The organism is Algoriphagus zhangzhouensis, from assembly GCF_900148515.1.
GTDB lineage: Bacteria > Bacteroidota > Bacteroidia > Cytophagales > Cyclobacteriaceae > Algoriphagus > Algoriphagus zhangzhouensis.
On the sequence record NZ_FRXN01000002.1, the window covers coordinates 279391 to 301491 of the forward strand.

Sequence of the window (22101 nt, forward strand, 5' to 3'; positions counted from 1 at the left end):
TCAGACCTTATTTTCTATAAGGTCGACCTCTCGCTAGACAAATAAAAATCAGCTTATTCTGAGTCTTTGGCTTCTATGGAATCTAAAACCGATTCCAGGGCTTTCAAGTCGACAGTAAAGTCCGCCAGCATGGTGTTTTTCTCCGTACCCTCATTCAGAGTATAATAGTATTTCAGTCCAAGTGCATTCGCTAAATTGAAATAGCATTGGTTTTTATCATCTCCAAAATTTCGAAACTCAACCACTGATTGGCCTGGATGCATAAAAAGCATATTGCTTAAAGCAGCGCCATGAAGAGAGACAAACAATTTGGTTTGAGCCATCAATTCAATCTGTTTTTTGACACTCAGATTTTCGGCATAGACAATTTCAAAGCCTCTTTTCCTCAAAAGTAATTCTACCTCTAATTCGTTGAGAACCTTTCTTTTTGGGGCCAGATTTCTACTGACATAAACCTTTTTGGAAGGCTCTTTCCCATTTAGCTTAGCCAGTTTTTCTCTAGTCTTTAAAGTCCAAGGAATATTAAAATGTGGAAAAACAGCAGTACGAGAGGTCAAAACCATTTTTTTGACTCTCAGATTTTCATTTGAAGAATAGAAAACTGGCTTGACTCCAATCAATTTCAAAGTTTGCTGTACAAATGGAAGCATCTGATAAGACTGGTGCAAAATCACCTGATCAGAAACGCCTTTCTCCAAGCCAGTCCAGATTCTTGGCAAGCAGTCGGTCATCCAATGAAAGTAATTGGCACTCCATTCATCTTTGATCCAGATCCCATGGTCTATTGTCCTCCATTTTTTGACTGCACAGTTCAGAATTCTTTTCCCCAAAGGCATAGCCCCCAAACCCTTTACATGAGTGTGTTCAGCAAAAAACTTAAGCTCTTTTGGAGAAAAAACGGTATCCTGAAGAATGAAAACATCCTCCAGGACCCATTCTGGTAACTTGGTAAATTGAGCTTTTAAAGATCCTTGAAAAAGGGCTTTGTCCTCCTGAGGCATATTCTCCGGGAACTTCCTTTCTACCCGAACTTCTTCCACAAATTCTTCTGGACTCATCTTAAAAAATTATAAGTTTTTACAAACGCTCTATATCTGCACCAAGGGCATTTAGTCTTTGATCAATATTTTGATAACCTCTGTCGATCTGCTCGATATTATCGATGATCGAAGTTCCATTTGCTGAAAGAGCTGCAATCAAAAGTGCCACACCTGCACGAATGTCAGGAGAAGTCATTCTGATACCTTTCAGTGGATATTTTCTATCCAAACCAATCACAGTAGCTCTATGTGGATCGCAAAGGATAATCTGTGCTCCCATATCGATCAGTTTATCAACGAAGAACAATCTGGATTCAAACATCTTCTGATGTACCAAAACGGTTCCCTTCGCCTGTGTTGCCGTCACCAATACGATGGAAAGCAAATCTGGTGTAAAACCTGGCCAAATTTGATCCGCCACTGTCAGGATTGAACCGTCGATAAAGGTTTCGATTTCGTAATGCTTCTGAGCAGGTATGAAAATATCATCCCCACGGAATTCCAATTGGATCCCCATTCTTTTGAATGTCTCAGGAATAATTCCCAAACGGTGGATTTGACAATCTTTGATGGTGATTTCAGACTGAGTCATGGCAGCTAATCCGATAAATGATCCGATTTCGATCATATCAGGAAGCATTTTATGCTCAGTTCCACCTAACTTATCTACCCCTTCAATATTCAACAAATTGGACCCAACTCCGGTGATTTTTGCCCCCATTCGGTTGAGCATATCACAAAGCTGCTGAAGGTAAGGTTCGCAAGCCGCATTGTAAATGGTAGTCTTGCCTTCTGCCATGACAGCTGCCATCACGATATTGGCTGTACCGGTGACAGAAGCCTCATCCAAAAGCATGTAAGTACCTTTCAGATTTTTTCCATCAATATGGAAAATCTCATTTTCAGCATCATATCTGAATTTGGCACCCAATTTCTGGAATCCGAAAAAGTGGGTATCCATTCTTCTACGGCCGATTTTATCACCACCTGGCTTGGAAAGTTTTCCCGTTCCAAATCTTGCCAAAAGTGGTCCCAAAATCATAACTGACCCTCTTAATGATGAGGCCTTGACCAAAAAGTCTTCTGTTTCCAAATAGTCCAAATTGACTTCATCAGCCTGAAAACTATATGACTCAGGACCCAATTTGGTGACTTTGACACCCATATCGCCCAAAAGCTCAATAAGCTTATTGACGTCACGGATGTTAGGAATTTTATGAATTGTTACCTTTTCAGAGGTAAGTAAAACTGCGCAAAGAATCTGAAGGGCTTCATTTTTTGCACCTTGAGGAATGATTTCGCCCTTGAGTTGATTTCCTCCTCTTACTCGAAATGATGCCATTAATTTCTACGTTTTTTATGTCCGCCGTTTCTGCGTCTATTATTATTGTTTCCTCTCTTGTTCCTTCCATTCGAAGAGTGCTCAGTCGCAGAAGGAACTTTGAAATCTCTTCGTGTATTGGATTCAAAAAGTCCGTTTTCTTTTACTTTTTCCAAATCGATGTGAAGCTTTCCTTTTGAGAGAGTTTTGATGTCATCCAAGATAATCGCATCATCGAAATTGTCGCGATTCCAAGTGGAGTGGAAACTTCTCATCAGCTGACCGATGTAGATGATCGCAGCTTCCTGCTCTTCATCATTTTCGATTTCAATCGCTTTCTCGATCAGTTTCTCGATGTTTCTTCCATAATGTTTGAAGCGAACTTCGCCTCTTGGATATCCAACAGGTAGTGGCTTTTTACCCAATAATTCCTTCTCTGGCATTGGAAAAGGGCCATCCACATCCAATTTGAAATCTGACATGATATACAAATCATCCCAAAGCTTCTGATCATTTTCCTGCTTAAGAGCTGGATTCAACTGCTTGATAATATCAATGACCGTCTGGGCACTTGCCGTTCTTTTGGCACGGTCTTCAATGCCACAGACGTATTCGACTAGGCCTTGAATATTCTTTCCGTATTCTTTCAAAATGTTTGTGTTTTTCCTGTTTAATTGCTCCATTATCCCTCCCATTTTTTGCCTGATAAAAGGTAACAAAAAAATCACCAAAAGGCAGGGAGGCAGGTGATTAGTCTATAATTCTGAGCTTCGCAAAGCTAAGTAATAAAGTTTTCTCGCCAAAATGTTCAAATTGAATCGTAGCTTTTTTATTAAGCCCCTCAACTTCAATTTTTTGCACCTTTCCATATCCAAATTTCGGATGCTCTACCAATTGCTCCACTTGAAGATTATTGGTATTACTTGGTTTGAAATCCGGACTTGGAGTATGCACCTTCAAAGTCGATGCCACACGAGTCTCTGGTTTCTTTTTTATTCCGATAAATCCTGATGATCCCGGCAAACCTTCTTTTCTCAATGCTCCGGGCATTTCACGGGTTGCCGATTTCTTCTTGCTTACTTTGATACAATTTGGATTGACTTCTTCTAAAAAGCGACTCGGCTCACAATTCAACAATCTACCGAATCGATAACGAGTCAAAGCATAGGTTAAGTATAGCTTTTCCATCGCTCTTGTAGTCGCTACGTAAAATAATCGTCTCTCCTCTTCCAAATCTTCCCTACTCTGCATCATCATCTGTGACGGGAACAAGTCTTCTTCCATTCCAACAACGAAAACCTGATTAAACTCCAATCCTTTAGAAGAATGGATAGTCATCAAGGTCACGGAGTCAGTCGTGTCTTTATCTCTATCATTGTCTGTAAGCAAGGCAATCTCCTGAAGGAAAGCTCCCAAGCTTTTATCTTCATTCTCTTCATTATCCACATATTCCTTGATTGCATTGAGCAATTCCTGGACGTTTTCATAGCGGTTGAGTCCTTCGATAGTTTTGTCTTCGTAAAGCTCCCTCAGCAGTCCACTTTGCTTAGCAATCGAATTGGCTGCTTCAAAAGCATCTTTTCTCTCTACTTCTATCTGAAAAGCTTTGATCATGGTCGCAAAATCGTCCACAGAACTTCCTGCTCTTCCCGGCAAAAAGCTATGCGCATTTTGAACTACCTCCCACAATGGAACATCATGATCATAGGCCCCCACCAATATTTTCTCAACTGAAGTGTTCCCAATCCCTCTTTTTGGATAATTGATGATTCGCTTGAAAGCTTCCTCATCCACCGGATTTACTGTAAATCGCATATACGCCATCAAATCCTTGATTTCCTTTCTCTGATAGAAAGAAAGTCCACCCACAATCTTGTAGGTAATATTCATTTTGCGAAGGGCTTCCTCTATCGCTCTGGACTGAGAGTTGGTTCGATAGAGAATGGCAAAATCACTGTTCTGAAGCTTCTTGAGGTTCTTTTCTTCGAAAATCGTATTGGCTACGATCCTACCTTCCTCATTATCTGAAGTGGCTTTCACCAACTCAATCAAATCCCCATCTGGATTAGAAGTCCAAACCGTCTTTTTCAGCTGAGCTTGGTTCTTGTCAATAATTGAATTGGCCGCATCTACAATCGTCTTGGTAGAGCGATAGTTTTGCTCCAATTTTACCACCATCAGATCCGGATAGTCTTTCTCGAAATTGAGAATATTCTGGATATCTGCTCCTCGAAAAGCATAAATACTCTGCGCATCATCCCCTACCACACAGATATTCTGATGGACTGCAGCCAGCTTTTTGGTGATCAAATATTGGGATAGGTTAGTATCCTGAAACTCATCTACCATCACATATTTGAACCTCTGCTGATATTTATTGAGAACATCAATATGATCTCTAAACAGTACATTGGTATTGAAAAGTAGATCATCAAAATCCATCGCACCTGACTTGAATAAGCGCTCTTGGTATTTCTGATAAATCTCTCCCATTTTTGGCTTCATCGCCGCTTCATCATCAGCTTTGACAAAAGGATCATTCAAATAAGCTTGCCAAGAAATCAATCTGTTTTTCGCTCCGGAAATCCGGGAAAGAACCGTTCCTGCTTTATAAACCTTGTCATCCAAATGCATTTCCTTGACAATCGTCCGGATCAAAGATTTGGAATCGTCTGTATCGTAAATAGTGAAATTAGAAGGGTATCCGATTTTCTCAGACTCCACTCGAAGAATTTTCGCAAAAACAGAGTGAAAAGTACCCATCCAGGTATTTCGAGCATCCAATCCAACCAAAGACTCAATACGATGCTTCATTTCTGCTGCTGCCTTATTGGTAAAAGTCAGTGACAAAATCTGAAATGGATCTACCCCTTTGGCATATATCAGGTGCGCAATTCTATAGGTCAAGACACGCGTTTTTCCTGACCCAGCACCCGCAATAATCATCACCGGCCCATCTGTATGCTCTACTGCCTCACGCTGAGGTGGATTGAGTTCTTCTAAATATGTCATTATTCAAAGTATCAAGAATCGGTATCAAGTATCTGGGATACAATACCAAAACTTTTTCATTTTTTTCAGTGTCAGCTATTCATTTCTGCCATTTTCTGTCAGGAATGAAAAATCTTCAAGAAAGATTTAAAGTCTTCAGACCTTCCAGCGCTTGTGGCTCCAAAGGTATAGATCCGGTTGGGCTTTGATATTTGCCTCCAGATTTTCACAAAACCTATCGATGATGCTGTTCGGTGCATCTTGGTCATAAGGAGGTTCTGCCATTTTGGTAAACTCAAATCGATAATGTCCTCTTTTGATTTTTGTCATAAAACCAAAGAAAACTGGTAGCTCCATCCGTTTCGCCAAAAACTCACCTCCTTCAAAGAAATAGGCAGGTCTATTCATAAATTCCCTCAGGTACCTTTTTTCTTTTTTCGGAGGCCGTTGATCCGCTGCTAAATGGACAATCCTTGGCTCAGATCTCATGGTGATCATGCTTCTGCGAAATTCTTTTTTCTCAGTCATCACCCCACCAAAATGAGTCCGGATATTCAACATCAACTTCTCAAAGAATGGATTATTCAATTTGAGATAAACTGTCTCAGCTGTCACATTTGTATTCAAGGCAACTCCCAATATGGCCATTTCCCAGTTGAAAACGTGACCAGCCATCATCAAAGCACTTCGCCCATTATGAATCTCCTGGTCTATGGATTCTTGGTTGATTACCTGAAATCTCTGACGAAGTTCCTTTTCCGAAATTGTCAGCATTTTGATGGTTTCGGCAAATGTGTCAGTAAAATTCCTGTAAAAGCGATTTCGGACCTTTTTTCGCTGGGAGTCAGTAAGCTCCGGAAATGCATGCAATAAATTCTCGTCGATGACCTTTTTTCTATAGCGAATTACGTATCTGGCTATGAGATAGAGAAAATCAGAAAACAGGTATAAGACCGACAATGGAAGTCTGGATAACAACCGAAAGAAAAACATAGAAAATCATTGGGATTGAGGCAATCAGTGCCTTTCGTAGCTACAAAATAAAGGAAAAGGAGGGAAAAGTTCCCGATTCCTAGTTATAAATTAAGCAGATCATTACTTTTGAAACTTATGTCGGAAGTACAGCGCAGAAAATATTCTCAGGTAGAGAAAAACTCCATCTTTGATGGGGAGTTTATGCCGCATATAGACTCCATGTACAACTTTGCCTACCGACTCACATTTGATGAGGACGATGCCAAAGACTTGGTACAGGACACATACCTAAAGGCTTATAGGTTCATCAATTCATTTGAACAGGGAACCAATGCGAAAGCATGGCTGTTTCGCATCCTGAAAAACAGCTTTATTAACGAATATCGTAAGAAAAGCAAGCAGCCTGCGAAGGTAGATTATCAAGAAGTTGAAACTTATTACAACTCAGATGATGTTGACTTTCAAGGAACCACAGACTTGAGAGCAGAATCCGTCAAGGATATGTTGGGGGATGAGATCTCCAACGCGCTCAATAGTTTGGCAGTGGACTTCCGAACAGTGATTATCCTCTGTGACCTGGAAGGATTCACCTATGAGGAGATGGCCAAGATTTTGGACATCCCGATTGGGACCGTGAGATCCAGACTCCATAGAGCGAGAAATCTGCTGAAAGAAAAATTGAAAGGGTATGCCCAACACATGGGATACGACACTGACGAGGAGGAATAATTAAAGAAAAGCATGGAAATGAACGAAGAAACATCAGGTTCTCGAAAACTACGGTGTGATGATACCAGTAAATGCTTTGAGTTATTGGAGAGCATTCTGGATGGTGAAATGGGGGACCCTGGCAAAGAGGTTCTCAAGGAAAAACTGGCTAAATGTCAGCCTTGTTTTGAACATTTTCACCTTGAGCAAGCTATCCGTGAGGTATTGAAAAACAAATGCACCAAGCAGTCAGTACCTAAAGAGTTGGCTCAAACGATTCGCGAAAAAATACAGGACGTCAAATAATCCCCATGACTCAAGGCAAAGCTATTATTTTTTCGGCCCCGTCCGGGTCAGGAAAAACTTCATTGGTCAAGCATTTGATTCAAAATGTCCCCAATCTGGGTTTTTCCATCTCTGCATGCACTCGAGATCGTAGAGGAAGACATGAGGTTCATGGCAAAGACTATTACTTTTTAAGTCAAGAACAATTCAAAAAGCATATTGACAATGATGACTTCATCGAATGGGAAGAAGTCTATGCCGGAAATTTTTATGGTACACTGAAAGAAGAGATTCAACGAATCTGGGATTCTGGAAAAGCAGTCATCTTTGATGTCGATGTCAAAGGAGGATTGGCTTTGAAAAAATACTTTGGCAATCAGGCTTTGGCGATTTTTGTAAAAGTCCCTTCGCTAGAAGTTCTGAAAACACGTCTAAACGACCGAGGAACAGAATCTGAGGAATCCCTATCCAGAAGAGTATTTAAGGCGGAATTTGAAATGAAATTCGAGCCTCAATTTGATGTGACCATCGTCAATGATGATTTTGCAGTTTCCTCCGCTGAAGCAGAAAAATTAGTCACTGAATTCCTAGATTCTTAAAACCGTGAAGGTCGGACTGTTTTTTGGTAGCTTCAACCCAATCCATATTGGTCATTTGATCATCGCCAATACGATCTATGATCGATCCGAACTGGATGAAGTCTGGTTTGTAGTCAGTCCTCAAAACCCATTAAAAAAACGAAAATCCCTGATCCATGAGTTTGACCGATTGAAAATGGTCGAGTTGGCGATTGGAGACAATTTTCATTTTCGTGCCAGCGACGTGGAGTTCCACATGCCACGTCCAAGCTATACTATCGATACCCTTACTTATTTAAGTGAGCAATACCCTAATCATCAATTCAGCATTTTTTTAGGCTCTGACAATCTAAATCAATTCAAAAAGTGGAAGAATTACGAACAGATTTTGGAGCATTATCAGATCTATGTCTATCCGAGACCCGGAGAAAAATTAACTTTTGATCATTCGGCATTTCAGGAAGTAGACGCCCCGCTGCTGGATATTTCAGCCACTTTTATCCGGGAATCCATCCAAAACGATCAGTCTGTCAAATATCTGCTTCCAGAGAAAGTAGAAGAGTATATCCGGGATCGGAAGTTGTATTTGTGATTAGTCCATAGACGATAGACAATAGTCCATAGAAAGACTAACCTATCCCATTGAATTTCAAAGCCTAAGGAGCAAAGATTCTATTTCCTTCTCAGAATCCTACAATTTTCAGGACTCAAAAATCCTAATTAACTATTTTTTTAAAATATTTTACTTAAATAGTTGTGAGGGATAATAATAATAATAATAATATTACCTACGGCTTTCGTCTGAAAGCTGTTTTTGGCCAAAGACTTTTTTATTCAACACTGTTCTTCGTGGCTGCACAAAGAACCTAAATTTTAAAGATTATGAAAAAATTATTGTTTGGATTGACCTTTTTGGGATCAATGATGATGACTGGAGTTTCTTTTGAAACGAAAGCTAGCGTTAGTGATCCTAGCGATGGAGAGGATTGCGTAGAATCCATTAGGTATCAAGGCGAATTGATTTATGTCACAGTTTGCAATAGAAAAACTTCATTTTTGGGATCTTTAGCAGGACTTGATTGTAATAAAACATCCACAACGGCTTGTACTTTTACAAACGCTAAAAACCCTTAAGAGAAAATCATTCCATTTATAATTGACCACTTCATTAATGAAGTGGTCACTAAATTTAGTTTTTCATGAAAGAAAAATTGCTATTAATTATTTTTAGTGTAATTATTGGATCTTGTCAAAAAAATATGGTTGATGAGAATATAATATTAGTAAGAAAAACCACCGAACCCAACAATTTATCAATAGTTACTCCACATATAATTCACCTAAAGGAAAACCCTCATGCACAAATAGGAACAATTGACAAAATAATACCGATAAAAAATAATCTAATAATATTGGATAAATTAATTGGAAACGCTGTTTTTATTTACAATAATAATGGAGATTACGTAAATCATATTCACAATATAGGTGAAGGGCCGGGAGAATATAAAAACATCGAGAGCATCTTTTATAATGTTTTTACAAACGAATTGGAAATTATACCAATGGATTTTAAAAAGAAAATATTTTTTAGCATAAATGGAACATATTTAAGAGAAGAATTTTATAAAAATAATCTATACTACAGTGATTTAGAGTTAATTAAAAATGGAGAAATAATTATAAACAATAGCTCCATGAATGGAGAAGACAACATAATAGTAAATATAAACAATACTCTTAAGTATTCAAGCTTCCCCTATAATCCAGACTTAGACAATTCACCGTTAGACCAAAGAAATGTAATTTCTAAGGGAATCGGAGACAATTATTTGTTATCAATTGGACTTCGTGATACATTATATAATTTTGATCTAAAAAATCTAACTATTAAACCAATTTACATCCTTGATTTCGAAAATCAGATCTCATTTATTGAATTAAATAAGAAATCAAGCCCTATTAATACTTTCAGGGAAAATGATATTTTGATCGGATCTATCGATTTGTTCCAAAATAAAAACTTTATAACATTTTCTACACTGCATAATTCTGGATTAAAAGGTAGAGTCTATTCAAAAAATAGTAATTCGACATATTCCGTACAGGAAATAATTAGAGAGAAACTCGGGGTTTTAAATATCCAAGGTATTCTTGGAGTTTCGGAAGATGACAAATTTATTGCAGTTTTATCAAGTAATGATTTAGGAGAATGGGATTTTAGTAAAAACAAGAATTTGCAGAAACAGTTTGATCAATTTGATAAAGTAGGTATCGAAGACTTTATTTTACTTTCTTTTGATTTAAAAGAAATTCCATAAAAAATAATCAATCTGAATTTGAGACAATCAAAAAAACCAAATTTTCAAGACATTTGCCCTTTAAAATTTGAATTCATCAGGTTAAATGTCTTTCCGCTATTTTCTTTGTTTACTTTATTTCTGGGGGATTCTCGCCTCAGTTAAAGCCTTTGCCCAAAAGGATGAAGTGACTCAAGGAAAAACTCTGGCAGAAACTTATTGCGGAGCCTGTCATGCATTTCCTTCACCGGAGCTATTACCCAAAGAAATCTGGAAAGCCCATGTCCTTCCCCAGATGGCTGCCTATATGGGTTTTCAAGAAGCTCAGGATAGTTTGGCTATTTGGGAAAAGCGAAGCCCTGAGGAAATACAAATCCTGAAAAACCTCAACGTCTATCCAGCTGAGGCAATCATTGGCGCTGATGATTTTCAAAAAATCTCGAACTATTACTTTCTAGAAGCTCCAGAAATTCTAGCAGCCCAGAAACTAAAGGCCATTCCCATTCCTTTAGAAGGCTTTGAAGCTAAAAACCTATTTATCGAAGGAATCCAAAGCCCCATGACCAGTATGGTGGCGATCAATGAGTCAAGGGCAGAGTTGTTGATTTCAGATGCCAATGCCAAACAATTGTATGCAAAGACCATCACGGATGAGCTTTTCACCCTTCCTTCCATCGAAAGCCCAGTAGTCCAGTTTATCCCAAAATCTCCCGGAGTCTTTGATTTTATGACGATTGGCTCTATCGCTCCTAGTGATCTTTCTCAAGGAGCTTTGTATGAATTGGACTTAAATTCCGGGACATGGAACCAAATCTTGGAAAATCTTTCCAGACCGGTTTATGGGATATGGAAGGATTTGGAAAAGGATGGAAAGCCGGATTTTCTATTGTGTAATTACGGGCACCATGTAGGGAATATTTCCATTTACAAGGATGGAGATTTCCAATCCGAGCCTTTAACTCTTGGAGGGGCTGGAGCCAGAAAACTGGAAGTTTTGGATTTGAATCAAGATGGAAAACTGGATATCATTGCCCTTTTCGCCCAAGGAAATGAGCGGATTTCAGTTTTCTACAATCAGGGAAATGGGAATTTTTCTCCTGAACAAATTTTGCTGAGGTTTTCTCCTGTAATGGGGTCCAGCTACTTTGAAATGCATGATTTCAACCAAGATGGATTGCTGGATATCCTGTATACCAATGGAGACAATTGGGATTATTCTGCTGTCAACAAACCCTATCATGGCTTTCGGATTTTTGAAAACAAAGGAAATGAGCAATTTGAAGAATCTTGGTTCTATCCTCAATATGGGGCCGCAAAAGCCATGGCTTTGGACTATGATCAAGATGGGGATTTAGATTTTGTCAGCATTGCTTTTTATGATGATTTGGAAAACCCCAACAATCAATTTTTATTGTTCGAGAATCAGGGAAATATGATTTTCCAAGCTCGATATATTCCTGAGGCTTCCTTGGCTAAATGGCTTACTTTGGACTTGGGAGATTTAGATAGTGATGGAGATTTGGACATCGTTTTTGGAGCCTACAATCACAATTTCCGTGAGTTCAGCAAACTCCTGATCCAAGGTATCAAAGAGGTTCCAAGTGTACTGATCTTGGAGAATCAGAAGAATGACGATTAAGATTTTCGAGGCAAAAACAATTAAAACTCATTGAGCCAGCCTTTATAGTAGCGGAATTTTGCATCCTTTCCCCTTTTTTAGTTTCTTGCTTCATACCTGATAGCCACCAATTTTTCCAACCTTAGCTTAATCCCTAATGAGTAAACACACCTATGATTCTGGCCTAATTGGCAACTGTGCTTATATCGCCCATATCGAAAAAGATACCAATATTTCATGGCTTTGTATGCCACGGTTTGATTCAGACTTCATCTTTGGAGGAATGCTTGACCGTGAGAAGGGCGGAAAGTTTACCATTTTACCTGAATCAGGCGAATTCTCCTCTGTTCAAACTTATGTGGAGAACACCAATATCTTGGAGACTATTGTCTCTACAGAGGACTCAAGTTACAAAGTCACCGATTTTGCTCCTCGATTTAAGAATTACGACAGGTATTACAAGCCATTGATGCTGATAAGAAAAATTGAACCTGTCCATGGATCGCCAAGAATCAAAATTGAATGTCAACCTGTAACCGAAAAGGGAAATATCCAGTTGACCCCAAGCCTGGGAAGCAATCACATACGCTACATGGGAATAGATCAGGAGATAAGACTGACTTCCACAGCCCCTTTGAGCTATATCTGTGATTGTAAGGCCTTCGCATTGCAGCGACCAGTTTATTTGGTATTTACTTATGGCAGGCCATTGGAAGCACCGATTGAAAGCACATCTGAACGCTTCCTTCAATCCACTCGCGACTATTGGCAAGGCTGGGTTAAATCGACCAGCATTTTCAATTTTCATCAAAGACTCGTTCTGCGGTCAGCATTGATTCTAAAAATCCACCAATTTGAAGATACCGGGGCCATTATCGCCGCCTCGACCACTTCTTTGCCGGAATCTCCCGGTTCCACAAGAAACTGGGATTATCGCTATTGCTGGATAAGAGACACCTATTACACCTTGACCTGTTTCAACAGTTTGGGACACTTCGAAGAACTGGAAAAGTACTTTGACTTTATCCAAAATCTACCGACCGGGCCAGGAGGAAGGTATCAGCCTTTGTATTCGATTACTGGAGATTGGCTTTTGACTGAGGAAGTGACAGATCTGGCAGGTTATTTAGGCAATACACCTGTTCGATTTGGAAATCAGGCATATACGCACATCCAAAATGATTTGTACGGACAGGTTTTGGTTTCGCTTTTACCCCTTTATTCTGATCAGCGTTTTACAGAATCTGAAAGAAGTCACTCAGAGCCTTTGATCATGAACTTATTGGATAAGATCGAGGCAACCATGGATGAGAAAGATGCAGGACTTTGGGAGTTCAGAAATCTGGCCCAGAGACATTGCTACACCTACCTTTTCCATTGGGCTGGAGCATGCGCGGCTGCCAAGATTGGTATTCGACTGAAAAATGAGGCTATGTACCAAAAAGCTATTCTTTTGAGAGATGAGGCTTCCCGTAAAATTGAGGAGTGTTATTTACCAGACAGAAAAGCTTATGCTCAGGCAATTGAATCCAAGCACATGGATGCTTCCACTTTGCAATTGATCACCATGGGATACTTTGGAGATGATCTGGAGCGAGCAAACAATCATTTGAAAGCATTAGAAGAAGACTTATTGGCAAAAGACTTTCTATTCTACCGATACAAGCACATGGATGATTTCGGGGTTCCGGAAACCACATTCTTGATTTGCGCATTCTGGTATATCGAAGCACTTGCTTGTGTCAATAGATTGGAAGAAGCGATCGAAGGATTTGAAACTCTCACCAAGTATTGTAATCATCTCAACCTGTTTTCGGAAGATGTGGATCAATCTACAGGTAGCCAATGGGGGAATTTCCCTCAGGCATACTCTCACGTAGGTTTGATGAATGCGGCATACCGAATCGGCAAAAAACTAGACAGGCCTAGCTTCCTTTAATTCAACCCACTCCTATAAATCAAGTAGTCGGTCCAATGAGATTGATTTAGATTCGTTTTTAGAAAAAATAACGATGCTAAAATCAAAAGTTACTTCATTGGTCCTGTCACTTGTTTTGCTTGGCTTGATGTCTTGCTCAAGGGATTTCTATTTCCAAAATAATAAAGCTCATAAGGCTCAAGTTGAGGAGGCTACAGCAATATTTTTGACAGAGCCGGCTACCAAAACTCAAAGCCCCAATGACAGTTTGGTGATCAATGATCAATGGATTGGCACAAGCAATTTTAGCATTAGAAAGCCCAATTTTGTTGTCATTCACCATACGGCACAAGAGTCACTGGATCAAACTATCAAAACCTTTACTGTCAAAAGAACTTCTGTGAGTTCTCATTATGTGATCAGTCGTGATGGCGAGGTGGTTCAGATGCTGAATGATTACCTCCGCTCTTGGCATGCAGGAAGGGGAAGATGGGGAAATGACACAGACCTTAACTCTTCGTCAATTGGAATAGAGTTGGATAATAACGGTTCCGAATATTTCAGCGAAATGCAAATTGAAAGCTTGCTGAAGCTCCTGAAAATCCTAAAAGGAAAGTACAATATCCCGACGGCCAACTTTATTGGGCACGCGGATTTAGCACCAGGTAGAAAAGTTGATCCAAGTCCTTATTTCCCCTGGAAAAGATTGGCAGATGAAGGCTACGGATTTTGGTTTGATGAAGCTATAATGCAGACAGGATACCAAGGGAAATTGCCAGAAAATTTCAATCCTATTGATGCTTTGAGAATCATCGGATACGATGTTACGGACCCCAAAGCTGCTATCCAATCCTTCAAAATTCACTTCACAAAAAGAGATATAGAAAAACCAGAATTGACTGAATTGGATCAATTGATTTTGTATGATTTATATCTGAAGTATAGATAAGTAGTTTATTTCCCGCAAAGAGACAAAGAGCATATTCCTTATCTCCCCCTAGGCATATCTTCAATCTATCTGACAGAAGGCCTATCTTTTCAAACCATTTATTTCAGCGAAGCTGTATTTCTAGGTATTTCGCAAAGCGTATTTCTATTGTATTTCGCGTAGCATATAATCCTTCTTACTGAATCAACTTTCCTAGCAGATTTCTAACCTGTCTAAAGGATTTGATATTGTAATTGGCTTGCGTGTAGGCATATCCCACCCGAATGGAATAGGCATTTTTAGGCATTGCTTTGAAAGTATCTTCATCTGTCCAATCATCTCCAATTGCCAGGATAAAGTCATACTCATTTCCTTTCATGAGGGCTGTAGCAGCTCGTCCTTTGTTGATATCAGGTCTTTTGATTTCCAAGACCATATTTCCTTCCAAAACTTGGAGATTATGACCTCTGGCCATATATTTCAAATGGCTAAACAATTCACGCATACGAAGGTCTCCGAGGCCACTTTCCACTTTTCTATAATGCCAAACCAAGGAATGATGTTTCTCTTCGATAAATGCTCCAGGTGTTCTTAGCACATAGTATTCCATCACTTGGCGAATATCATCTTTCCAGCTGTCATCCACCTCGGCATAAAGCTCCCAATCACCTTGATTGTCCTTTTTCTTCACCCAAACTCCGTGCTCAGCAATCATATCGATTTTTTGGCCTTTAAACCAAGTACCGAGGGTATCCTTATCTCTCCCAGAAATAATTACTACCTCAGCTTTTTCACTCAGTCCTTTGACGATTGCCTTCAGCTCTGCATCTGGCTTTGCATCTTGCGGGTTTGCAGTGAATCCTGTCAAAGTCCCATCATAATCCAAGAATAGAATTGGGCGTTTGGCGGCCTTAAAGCTTTTTTGGATCTCATTGATCACTTTGGTGTCCACATCTTTAGAAGTGAGCTCTTCTTGCTTTTCCTTTACATGTTCGATGCGGTCCATAAAAACTTTTACCCATTGGAAAATATCATACTTTTTCAAGCTTTCCTGCATGGAAGAAATCCTAGCTTTTTGCTCAGCAGGCTTCATTTGTAGTGCCTCATAAATCGCATCAACCACTCCCTGTTGATCATTTGGATTCACCAATACAGCATCCTGAAGTTCCTTAGATGCTCCTGCCATTTCTGAAAGAATTAGCACACCACTCTGATCAGTTTTACTTGCCACAAATTCCTTACATACCAAATTCATTCCGTCACGAAGGGGCGTAACTAAAGCAATATCAGACATGCTATAAAATGCGCTCAACTCCTCGAAAGGAAAGCTTCTATAGAAATAATGAACAGGCACCCAGTTTAGAGTAGAATAGTCGGAATTCATTCTACCTACGAGTAAATCAATTTCCTCTTTGAGCTCTTTATAGGATTGAACTTTATCCCGACTCGGCACCACAATCATGATCATGGATACTTTACCATGAAGCTCTTTATGGTCCTTTAGAAGTTGATTAAAGGCCTGGAGCCTCTGAGGGATTCCTTTCGAATAGTCCAGACGATCTATCGTGATGATCAACTTCTGATCTATCATCTGCCCCTTGAATTCTTTGACTATATTTTGAGTCTTTCTGCTTTTGGCCTGTTTGGCAAATTTGTCGTAATCGATCCCCATCGGGAAAGAATCAACATTGATGATTCTATTTTCAGCTTGCAAGTATCCACTTTCATTAGAAAGTCCAGTAATTCGGTTCACAGCACTCAAAAAGTGCCTCATATCATCATAGGTATGAAACCCTATCAGATCTGCACCACAAACTCCTTCTAGCAATTGCTTTCTCCATGGGATCATTCGCAAGATCTCATAAGAAGGAAAAGGAATATGTTGAAAAAAGGCAATCGTTGCATTAGGCAGCACTTCTCTCAACATCTGAGGAAGCAAAAGCAATTGGTAATCATGGACCCAAATGGTATCATCAGGATCAGCTCGTTTTAGTATTGCTTCGCAAAACTTTTGATTAACCCGAACATAGGCTTCCCAATGCTCTGGATTATAAATCATGTATTGAGTAAAGTAATGAAATGCCGGCCATAGACATTCATTACTAAAGCCCTCATAAAATTGCTCTACATCTTCTTTGGACAAGAAAACAGGAGCCATTTTTAATTCATGAAGCTCTAAAATAATTTCTGCTCTTTGCTCAGGATCATCAACTGTATTTCCTGGCCATCCAATCCAAATATTTTCTCCTGTTTTATAAATAGACCCTAAGCCTGTTGCTAAGCCTCCAGCAGAAGGCTTGAATTCGAAACGACCGTTTCGATGACGCAAAGAAATAGGTAGTCGGTTGGATACGATAATGGTTTTTGCCATGGTGGTTATGATATAAAAAGGTAATTAGGGACTGATTCCCTCAAAAAGGCGATAAGCTTAAATATAGGCAAAACTAGGGGGAATCGGGAGGAAAAAAGCCTTAAATAATTAATTGATCACAGTTCCTTAACGCAAAAAGCCCCGGTTTTCACCGAGGCTTTTCTGTCATTTATACTAAATCAAATTACAGTCCGAAAGCTGCTTTGATTTTATCAACATAGTCTAATTTTTCCCACGTAAACAATTCAACCTCAAGGGTTATCTCATCTCTATACGGAGACACAAAAGTTTTGGTAACCACCTCATTTGTTCTACCCATATGACCATAAGCTGCTGCCTCTTCATAGATTGGATTTCTTAGCTTCAATCTTTGCTCAATCGCATAAGGTCTCATATCGAAAAGCTCTTCGATTTTCTTCGCGATTTCCCCATCGGTCATTCCAACCTTAGAAGTACCATAGGTATTTACATAGATTCCCATTGGAGCAGCAACACCAATTGCATAAGACACCTGAACCAAAACCTCATCAGCTACTCCAGCAGCTACCAAGTTTTTGGCGATGTGACGAGTTGCATATGCTGCAGATCTATCTACTTTGGATGGATCTTTACCAGAAAATGCTCCACCACCGTGAGCTCCTTTTCCTCCGTAGGTATCAACGATGATTTTTCTACCAGTCAAACCAGTGTCTCCGTGAGGACCACCGATCACGAATTTCCCGGTAGGGTTGATATGATATTTGATGTCTGAAGTGAAAAGCTTCTGCAATTCAGGCTTCAATTTCGCCTTAACTCTTGGAATCAAAATCGAAATAATATCAGATTTGATTTTGGCAAGCATTGCTTCCTCCTCATCGAAATCATCATGCTGAGTAGAAACTACAATTGCTTCAATCCTCTGAGGGACATTGTCATCAGAATATTCGATAGTAACCTGAGCCTTGGAATCAGGACGAAGGTAAGTGATGTCTTTGCTTTCTCTTCTCAACTCAGCAAGCTCTTTCAATAGCATGTGAGATAGATCCAAAGCCAGAGGCATGTAGTTTTCAGTCTCGTTGGTCGCGTAACCAAACATCATTCCCTGATCACCAGCACCTTGCTCCTCGGGAGTAGTTCTATCTACACCTTGATTGATATCAGCAGACTGCTCATGAATAGCCGACAAAACACCACAAGAATGTCCTTCGAACATGTAATCAGACTTGGTATAACCAATTCTATTGATCACATCACGAGCGATTTTTTGTACGTCCAAATAAATCTCTGATTTCACTTCACCCGCCAATACTACTTGTCCAGTGGTTACCAATGTTTCACAGGCTACTTTAGAATTGGGATCAAATGCCAAAAAGTTATCAATCAATGCATCTGAAATTTGGTCAGCAATTTTGTCTGGATGACCCTCAGAAACTGACTCTGAGGTAAATAGATATGCCATAAACTTACGTTCTAATACGATTCTCTAAGAAAGCCCAAAAATAGCGCTTAAGGTTCAAATAAAAAACTTAACTAGTAACGATACTGGCACACAATTGTTATTTTCGGAAGAACGGCTTTCCTGTGAAATTTCTTCCTAGAGATTTATACAAAAACCAAAGATTTAGTATTCTCAAATCCCAACCAATGAAATCAAGAATTCTCCTTACTCTGATCATCCTTTCCTCATTTATTTTCCCATCACAGGCTATAGTTGAAAAAAATGATTATGCTGATTTGGTGAAACTTTTTAATGAATGGAGAGCTTTCGAAAATCCGCCGCTTTTGGATGGAGCTCCTGATTATAGAAAAGAAACCTTTGAAATGCGGCAGCCTAAATTCAAGCAACTTCAGGCTCAGCTTATAGCGATCGATACCTCTGGCTGGTCAATCAGTCAACAAGTAGATTGGCGTTTGGTTTGGGCAGAAATGAATGGTTATGATTTCAATTATCGAATTCTGAAACCGTGGGAAAGAGATCCGGCTTTTTATAAAACTCTTTGGACAGAAAGGAGCGATGTACCAGCGCATGAAGGACCGACAAATCATGGCGTGATTGACTTGTGGAAATATGAATTCCCTCTAGATAAAACAAATAGGGAAAAGCTTCTTGAAGGATTAAAATCAATAACTGCTTTTTATGATCAAGCAAAAATCAACCTCACTGGAAATGCCAAAGAGCTCTGGGCTGCTGGAATTCCCAGCATTCAAGTTCAAGCAGAAGAATTGCTGAAAATCCTTGAATTCCCAGGTGTCTCCAATGATTCGGAATTAGTTTTAGCTATTAAAGAGGCTAGCACCTCCACAGATGAATTGGTTGAGTGGCTCAATGAAAAAGCGCCAACTAAAACTGGCCCATCCGGAATCGGCAAAGAAAACTATACCTGGTATCTTCAGAATGTTCATTTGGTTCCTTTGACTTGGGAAGATGAAGTGATGATTTTGAAAAGGGAATTAGCTCGAGCTTGGTCTTCTCTCAAATTGGAGGAGCATAAAAATCAAGGCTTACCTGAGTTGAAAGACGCTAGCTCTCCGGAAGAATTTGATCTGATGGCAGAGGAATCAATTCGGAGTCTTTTGGATTTCTTGGATCAAAAGCAAATTGTAACTGTCAAGAATTATTTCGAACCAGCGATTCGGGAACATATGGGTTCTTTCATTCCAAAAGACAAGAGAAACTTCTTTTCAATCGGCATGCACTATGATCCACGTCCTTTGTATTCTCATTTCTACCATTGGTTTGAGTTGGCAAGAATGGACCTAGAACCTAACAAAAGTGAAATCAGAAGAGAGCCTTTGCTTTATAATATTTGGGATTCGAGAAATGAGGGAACCGCTACAGCAGTTGAGGAAATATTTATGAATGCGGGACTTTATAAGGACAGTCCACGCGCAAGAGAAATTGTGTACATCATGATCGCCCAAAGGGCTGCCAGAGGTTTAGGTTCACTTTATGCTCAGGCGAATGAAATGACGATGGTTGAAGCAGGAGGAATTCATTCAGATTATACCCCACGAGGCTGGATGAAAACGGAAAAAGAACTACTACTTTTTGAACAGCATCTATACATGAGACAGCCCGGGTATGGAAGTAGCTACATCACAGGAAAGTACTTGCTGGAAGCTGCCATGGCGGATTTTGTCAAAATGAAAGAAGAAAATGGAGAGGAATTTAACCTAAAGGACTTTTTTGATCAATTGAATAGCATAGGAAGTATTCCTATCTCTTTGAGCCATTGGGAAATGACAGGGATTGATCAGCATTAAAAAATTAAACTAACCATCTGAATCTAGCCACATTTTAAAAAGAATTTAAATGAAGGTCCAAAAACCTTATAGTCTTTAAAAACGCTCGATTTTGAAATAAAAAATGATACCACAAAGCAAATCTTTAAAATTAAGAGGAAACTAAAACAAGAATTATTGTAGATTTAAAAAAAATATTCATATTTACGCCATACAAGCAACACATACAAAAACATCAAGAATTAAATTTTTTTAAGATTTAATTGGTTTTTTTCAATGTTAAAAATTGTTAAAAATCAACAAATCAATACCACTAACGTTTTTAATTTTATAGTAAGGAAGTTTAAATTTTACAAAAGATGGGTAAAAACATATTTAACACACTTTCTAGTGCAATTAGAACGATTATTGGCCATTATAAAAACATTAATGAGCTAATTGTAAAGAGCGATGAAGAAAATATTGATGACCTTCTAAAAAAACCAAAAGACAAATTAGCCTTTGAAGAAGCCATTGAAGATTTAATGAAAGAAAAATCTAAATCGAAAAAAATTATTCTTAATAACAAAGAAGTGACAATCTCAATTTAAGAAGTTAAATGAATCTTAATATTGCATTAAACACCATTATATACATAATGGTGTTTTTGTTTCCAGGATTTCTATTTAGACGATCTTTTTTTACTGGAAAATTAAATAGACGATTTGAATCAGGAAATACGTTAGAACGAGTATTATGGAATATTCTATTTAGTTTATTCTCCATTCTCGCATATTGTATATTTGTATATTTGCTAATAAAAATTCAATTCAAACCTATTTACAATATTCACTCACTCTCTTCTAAAACTTATATTGATATTTTTACAAGTTTATATGAAAATAAATATCCTGAAATATTCAAAAGTGAAACAGCCTTATTTTCTATTTTACAAACTCTATTTTCTCTTTATATATTTTCTGGGATTTCAGGTTACGTAATTCACAAAATAATCTTCATCTTAAGTTTAGAAAAACGTTTCTCGATACTGAAGTTTCAAAATCCATGGGATTATCTTTTAGCTTCTAATAAAAAAAATAATTCAACTCACAGTATTGGAGACTTTTACTATACCAAAGTAGATATTAAAACAAAGTCTGAAGAATTATTTACAGGAAAACTTCATCAAATAATTTATGATGAAGAAGGAAAAACAGAAGCTATTGCAATACAAAATTGTTATAAATTTTACCGGATTAAGTCGGACTCTCCAAATTATGAATTAATAAAAAATCAACTAACTGAAGATAATAATGACCCTAACCTTATACTTCATTCGGAACAAAACAATACCCTTACATACAGAAAAAGAATAAAAGGAAACATATTCACCGTGTTAAATCCCGAAATAGAAAATATTTCAATAACATATATAAAAGTTTCCGACATTAAGGATATTTACCAAAAATTCATTAATATTTCTATTTCACTTATCCTTTTAACTATTACGATATTATGTATAATTAATGGAATTTGGGATTTACATTTATACCCATTTGCAAGCATTTACAGACGTATAGGATTTTCTATTATCACACCTTTTGTTGCAATTTTCACCATCATATTAATTTCTCAAATATTAGATTTCAAAAATTACAAAACCGAGAAACATAAATCAGAAATCAAAGATTCATTATTCATAACTCTAATTTCTCTAATCCCATATCTATATGTATTTAATTATATTAGATTTGGGTTATTAATTCCAATTACAATATTTTCAATATTCCTTTTAGGAACCTTTACAAGTAAGAAGACGCTGAAGTCAGAACCTGACAATGAAGAAGAACAAATAGGCGAAAAATAA

Annotated in this window: 19 protein-coding genes; 12 read left to right on the top strand and 7 right to left on the bottom strand. The window is 38.4% G+C overall.

Annotated elements, in window-relative coordinates; translation table 11 throughout:
• Nucleotides 1-53 precede the first annotated feature (53 nt).
• From BUF13_RS07185 to BUF13_RS07205, 5 genes are all read right to left on the bottom strand, one after another.
• Entirely contained in the window at nt 54-1058 is a 1005-nt protein-coding gene (locus BUF13_RS07185) for a glycosyltransferase family 61 protein (RefSeq protein ID WP_073571102.1), read from the bottom strand.
• 19 nt (nt 1059-1077) lie between these two features.
• Entirely contained in the window at nt 1078-2382 is a 1305-nt protein-coding gene (murA, locus tag BUF13_RS07190; RefSeq protein WP_073571103.1) for a UDP-N-acetylglucosamine 1-carboxyvinyltransferase, read from the bottom strand.
• On the bottom strand, nt 2382-3044 hold the full coding sequence (locus BUF13_RS07195; RefSeq protein WP_073571705.1) for a DUF4290 domain-containing protein: 663 nt from the start codon (nt 3042-3044) through the stop codon (nt 2382-2384). The genes murA and BUF13_RS07195 overlap by 1 nt, the downstream gene beginning before the upstream one ends.
• Nucleotides 3045-3111: 67 nt before the next feature.
• Complete coding sequence (locus tag BUF13_RS07200; protein ID WP_073571104.1) at nt 3112-5373, bottom strand: ATP-dependent helicase; 2262 nt, start codon at nt 5371-5373, stop codon at nt 3112-3114.
• A 135-nt stretch (nt 5374-5508) separates the two neighbouring features.
• Nucleotides 5509-6345: a lysophospholipid acyltransferase family protein gene (locus BUF13_RS07205; RefSeq protein ID WP_073571105.1), complete on the bottom strand. Its 837-nt coding sequence runs from the start codon at nt 6343-6345 to the stop codon at nt 5509-5511.
• A gap of 117 nt (nt 6346-6462) precedes the next feature.
• Here BUF13_RS07205 and BUF13_RS07210 point away from each other — a divergent pair, with 117 nt between their 5' ends.
• From BUF13_RS07210 to BUF13_RS07250, 9 genes are all read left to right on the top strand, one after another.
• On the top strand, nt 6463-7056 hold the full coding sequence (locus BUF13_RS07210) for a sigma-70 family RNA polymerase sigma factor (RefSeq protein ID WP_073571106.1): 594 nt from the start codon (nt 6463-6465) through the stop codon (nt 7054-7056).
• Nucleotides 7057-7068: 12 nt separating this feature from the next.
• Nucleotides 7069-7341 (top strand): anti-sigma factor, encoded by a 273-nt coding sequence (locus BUF13_RS07215; RefSeq protein WP_073571107.1) that lies wholly within the window; start codon nt 7069-7071, stop codon nt 7339-7341.
• Between the two features lie 5 nt (nt 7342-7346).
• Entirely contained in the window at nt 7347-7919 is a 573-nt protein-coding gene (gene gmk, locus BUF13_RS07220; protein ID WP_073571108.1) for a guanylate kinase, read from the top strand.
• 4 nt (nt 7920-7923) lie between these two features.
• A complete protein-coding gene (gene nadD / locus BUF13_RS07225; protein WP_073571109.1) occupies nt 7924-8490 on the top strand; it encodes a nicotinate (nicotinamide) nucleotide adenylyltransferase in 567 nt (188 codons plus the stop codon).
• A gap of 290 nt (nt 8491-8780) precedes the next feature.
• Entirely contained in the window at nt 8781-9032 is a 252-nt protein-coding gene (locus BUF13_RS07230) for a hypothetical protein (RefSeq protein WP_073571110.1), read from the top strand.
• A gap of 65 nt (nt 9033-9097) precedes the next feature.
• Nucleotides 9098-10219 (top strand): 6-bladed beta-propeller, encoded by a 1122-nt coding sequence (locus BUF13_RS07235; RefSeq protein WP_073571111.1) that lies wholly within the window; start codon nt 9098-9100, stop codon nt 10217-10219.
• Between the two features lie 85 nt (nt 10220-10304).
• Nucleotides 10305-11837: an FG-GAP repeat domain-containing protein gene (locus tag BUF13_RS07240; protein ID WP_073571112.1), complete on the top strand. Its 1533-nt coding sequence runs from the start codon at nt 10305-10307 to the stop codon at nt 11835-11837.
• Between the two features lie 136 nt (nt 11838-11973).
• A complete protein-coding gene (locus BUF13_RS07245) occupies nt 11974-13755 on the top strand; it encodes a glycoside hydrolase family 15 protein (protein ID WP_073571113.1) in 1782 nt (593 codons plus the stop codon).
• A 73-nt stretch (nt 13756-13828) separates the two neighbouring features.
• On the top strand, nt 13829-14683 hold the full coding sequence (locus tag BUF13_RS07250; RefSeq protein ID WP_073571114.1) for an N-acetylmuramoyl-L-alanine amidase: 855 nt from the start codon (nt 13829-13831) through the stop codon (nt 14681-14683).
• A gap of 175 nt (nt 14684-14858) precedes the next feature.
• Here BUF13_RS07250 and BUF13_RS07255 read toward each other — a convergent pair whose 3' ends face one another.
• Together BUF13_RS07255 and metK are read right to left on the bottom strand one after the other, a co-directional pair.
• Nucleotides 14859-17033, bottom strand: coding sequence for a bifunctional alpha,alpha-trehalose-phosphate synthase (UDP-forming)/trehalose-phosphatase (locus tag BUF13_RS07255; RefSeq protein ID WP_073571115.1), 2175 nt, complete (start codon nt 17031-17033; stop codon nt 14859-14861).
• Between the two features lie 184 nt (nt 17034-17217).
• Nucleotides 17218-18471: a methionine adenosyltransferase gene (metK, locus tag BUF13_RS07260; RefSeq protein WP_073571116.1), complete on the bottom strand. Its 1254-nt coding sequence runs from the start codon at nt 18469-18471 to the stop codon at nt 17218-17220.
• A 185-nt stretch (nt 18472-18656) separates the two neighbouring features.
• Between metK and BUF13_RS07265 the strand changes: the two genes are divergently transcribed.
• The 3 genes from BUF13_RS07265 to BUF13_RS07275 all read left to right on the top strand — a co-directional run bounded on the left by BUF13_RS07265 (nt 18657) and on the right by BUF13_RS07275 (nt 22101).
• A complete protein-coding gene (locus BUF13_RS07265; RefSeq protein ID WP_073571706.1) occupies nt 18657-20276 on the top strand; it encodes a hypothetical protein in 1620 nt (539 codons plus the stop codon).
• Between the two features lie 338 nt (nt 20277-20614).
• Nucleotides 20615-20845 (top strand): hypothetical protein, encoded by a 231-nt coding sequence (locus BUF13_RS07270; RefSeq protein WP_073571117.1) that lies wholly within the window; start codon nt 20615-20617, stop codon nt 20843-20845.
• 8 nt (nt 20846-20853) lie between these two features.
• Entirely contained in the window at nt 20854-22101 is a 1248-nt protein-coding gene (locus BUF13_RS07275; protein ID WP_073571118.1) for a hypothetical protein, read from the top strand.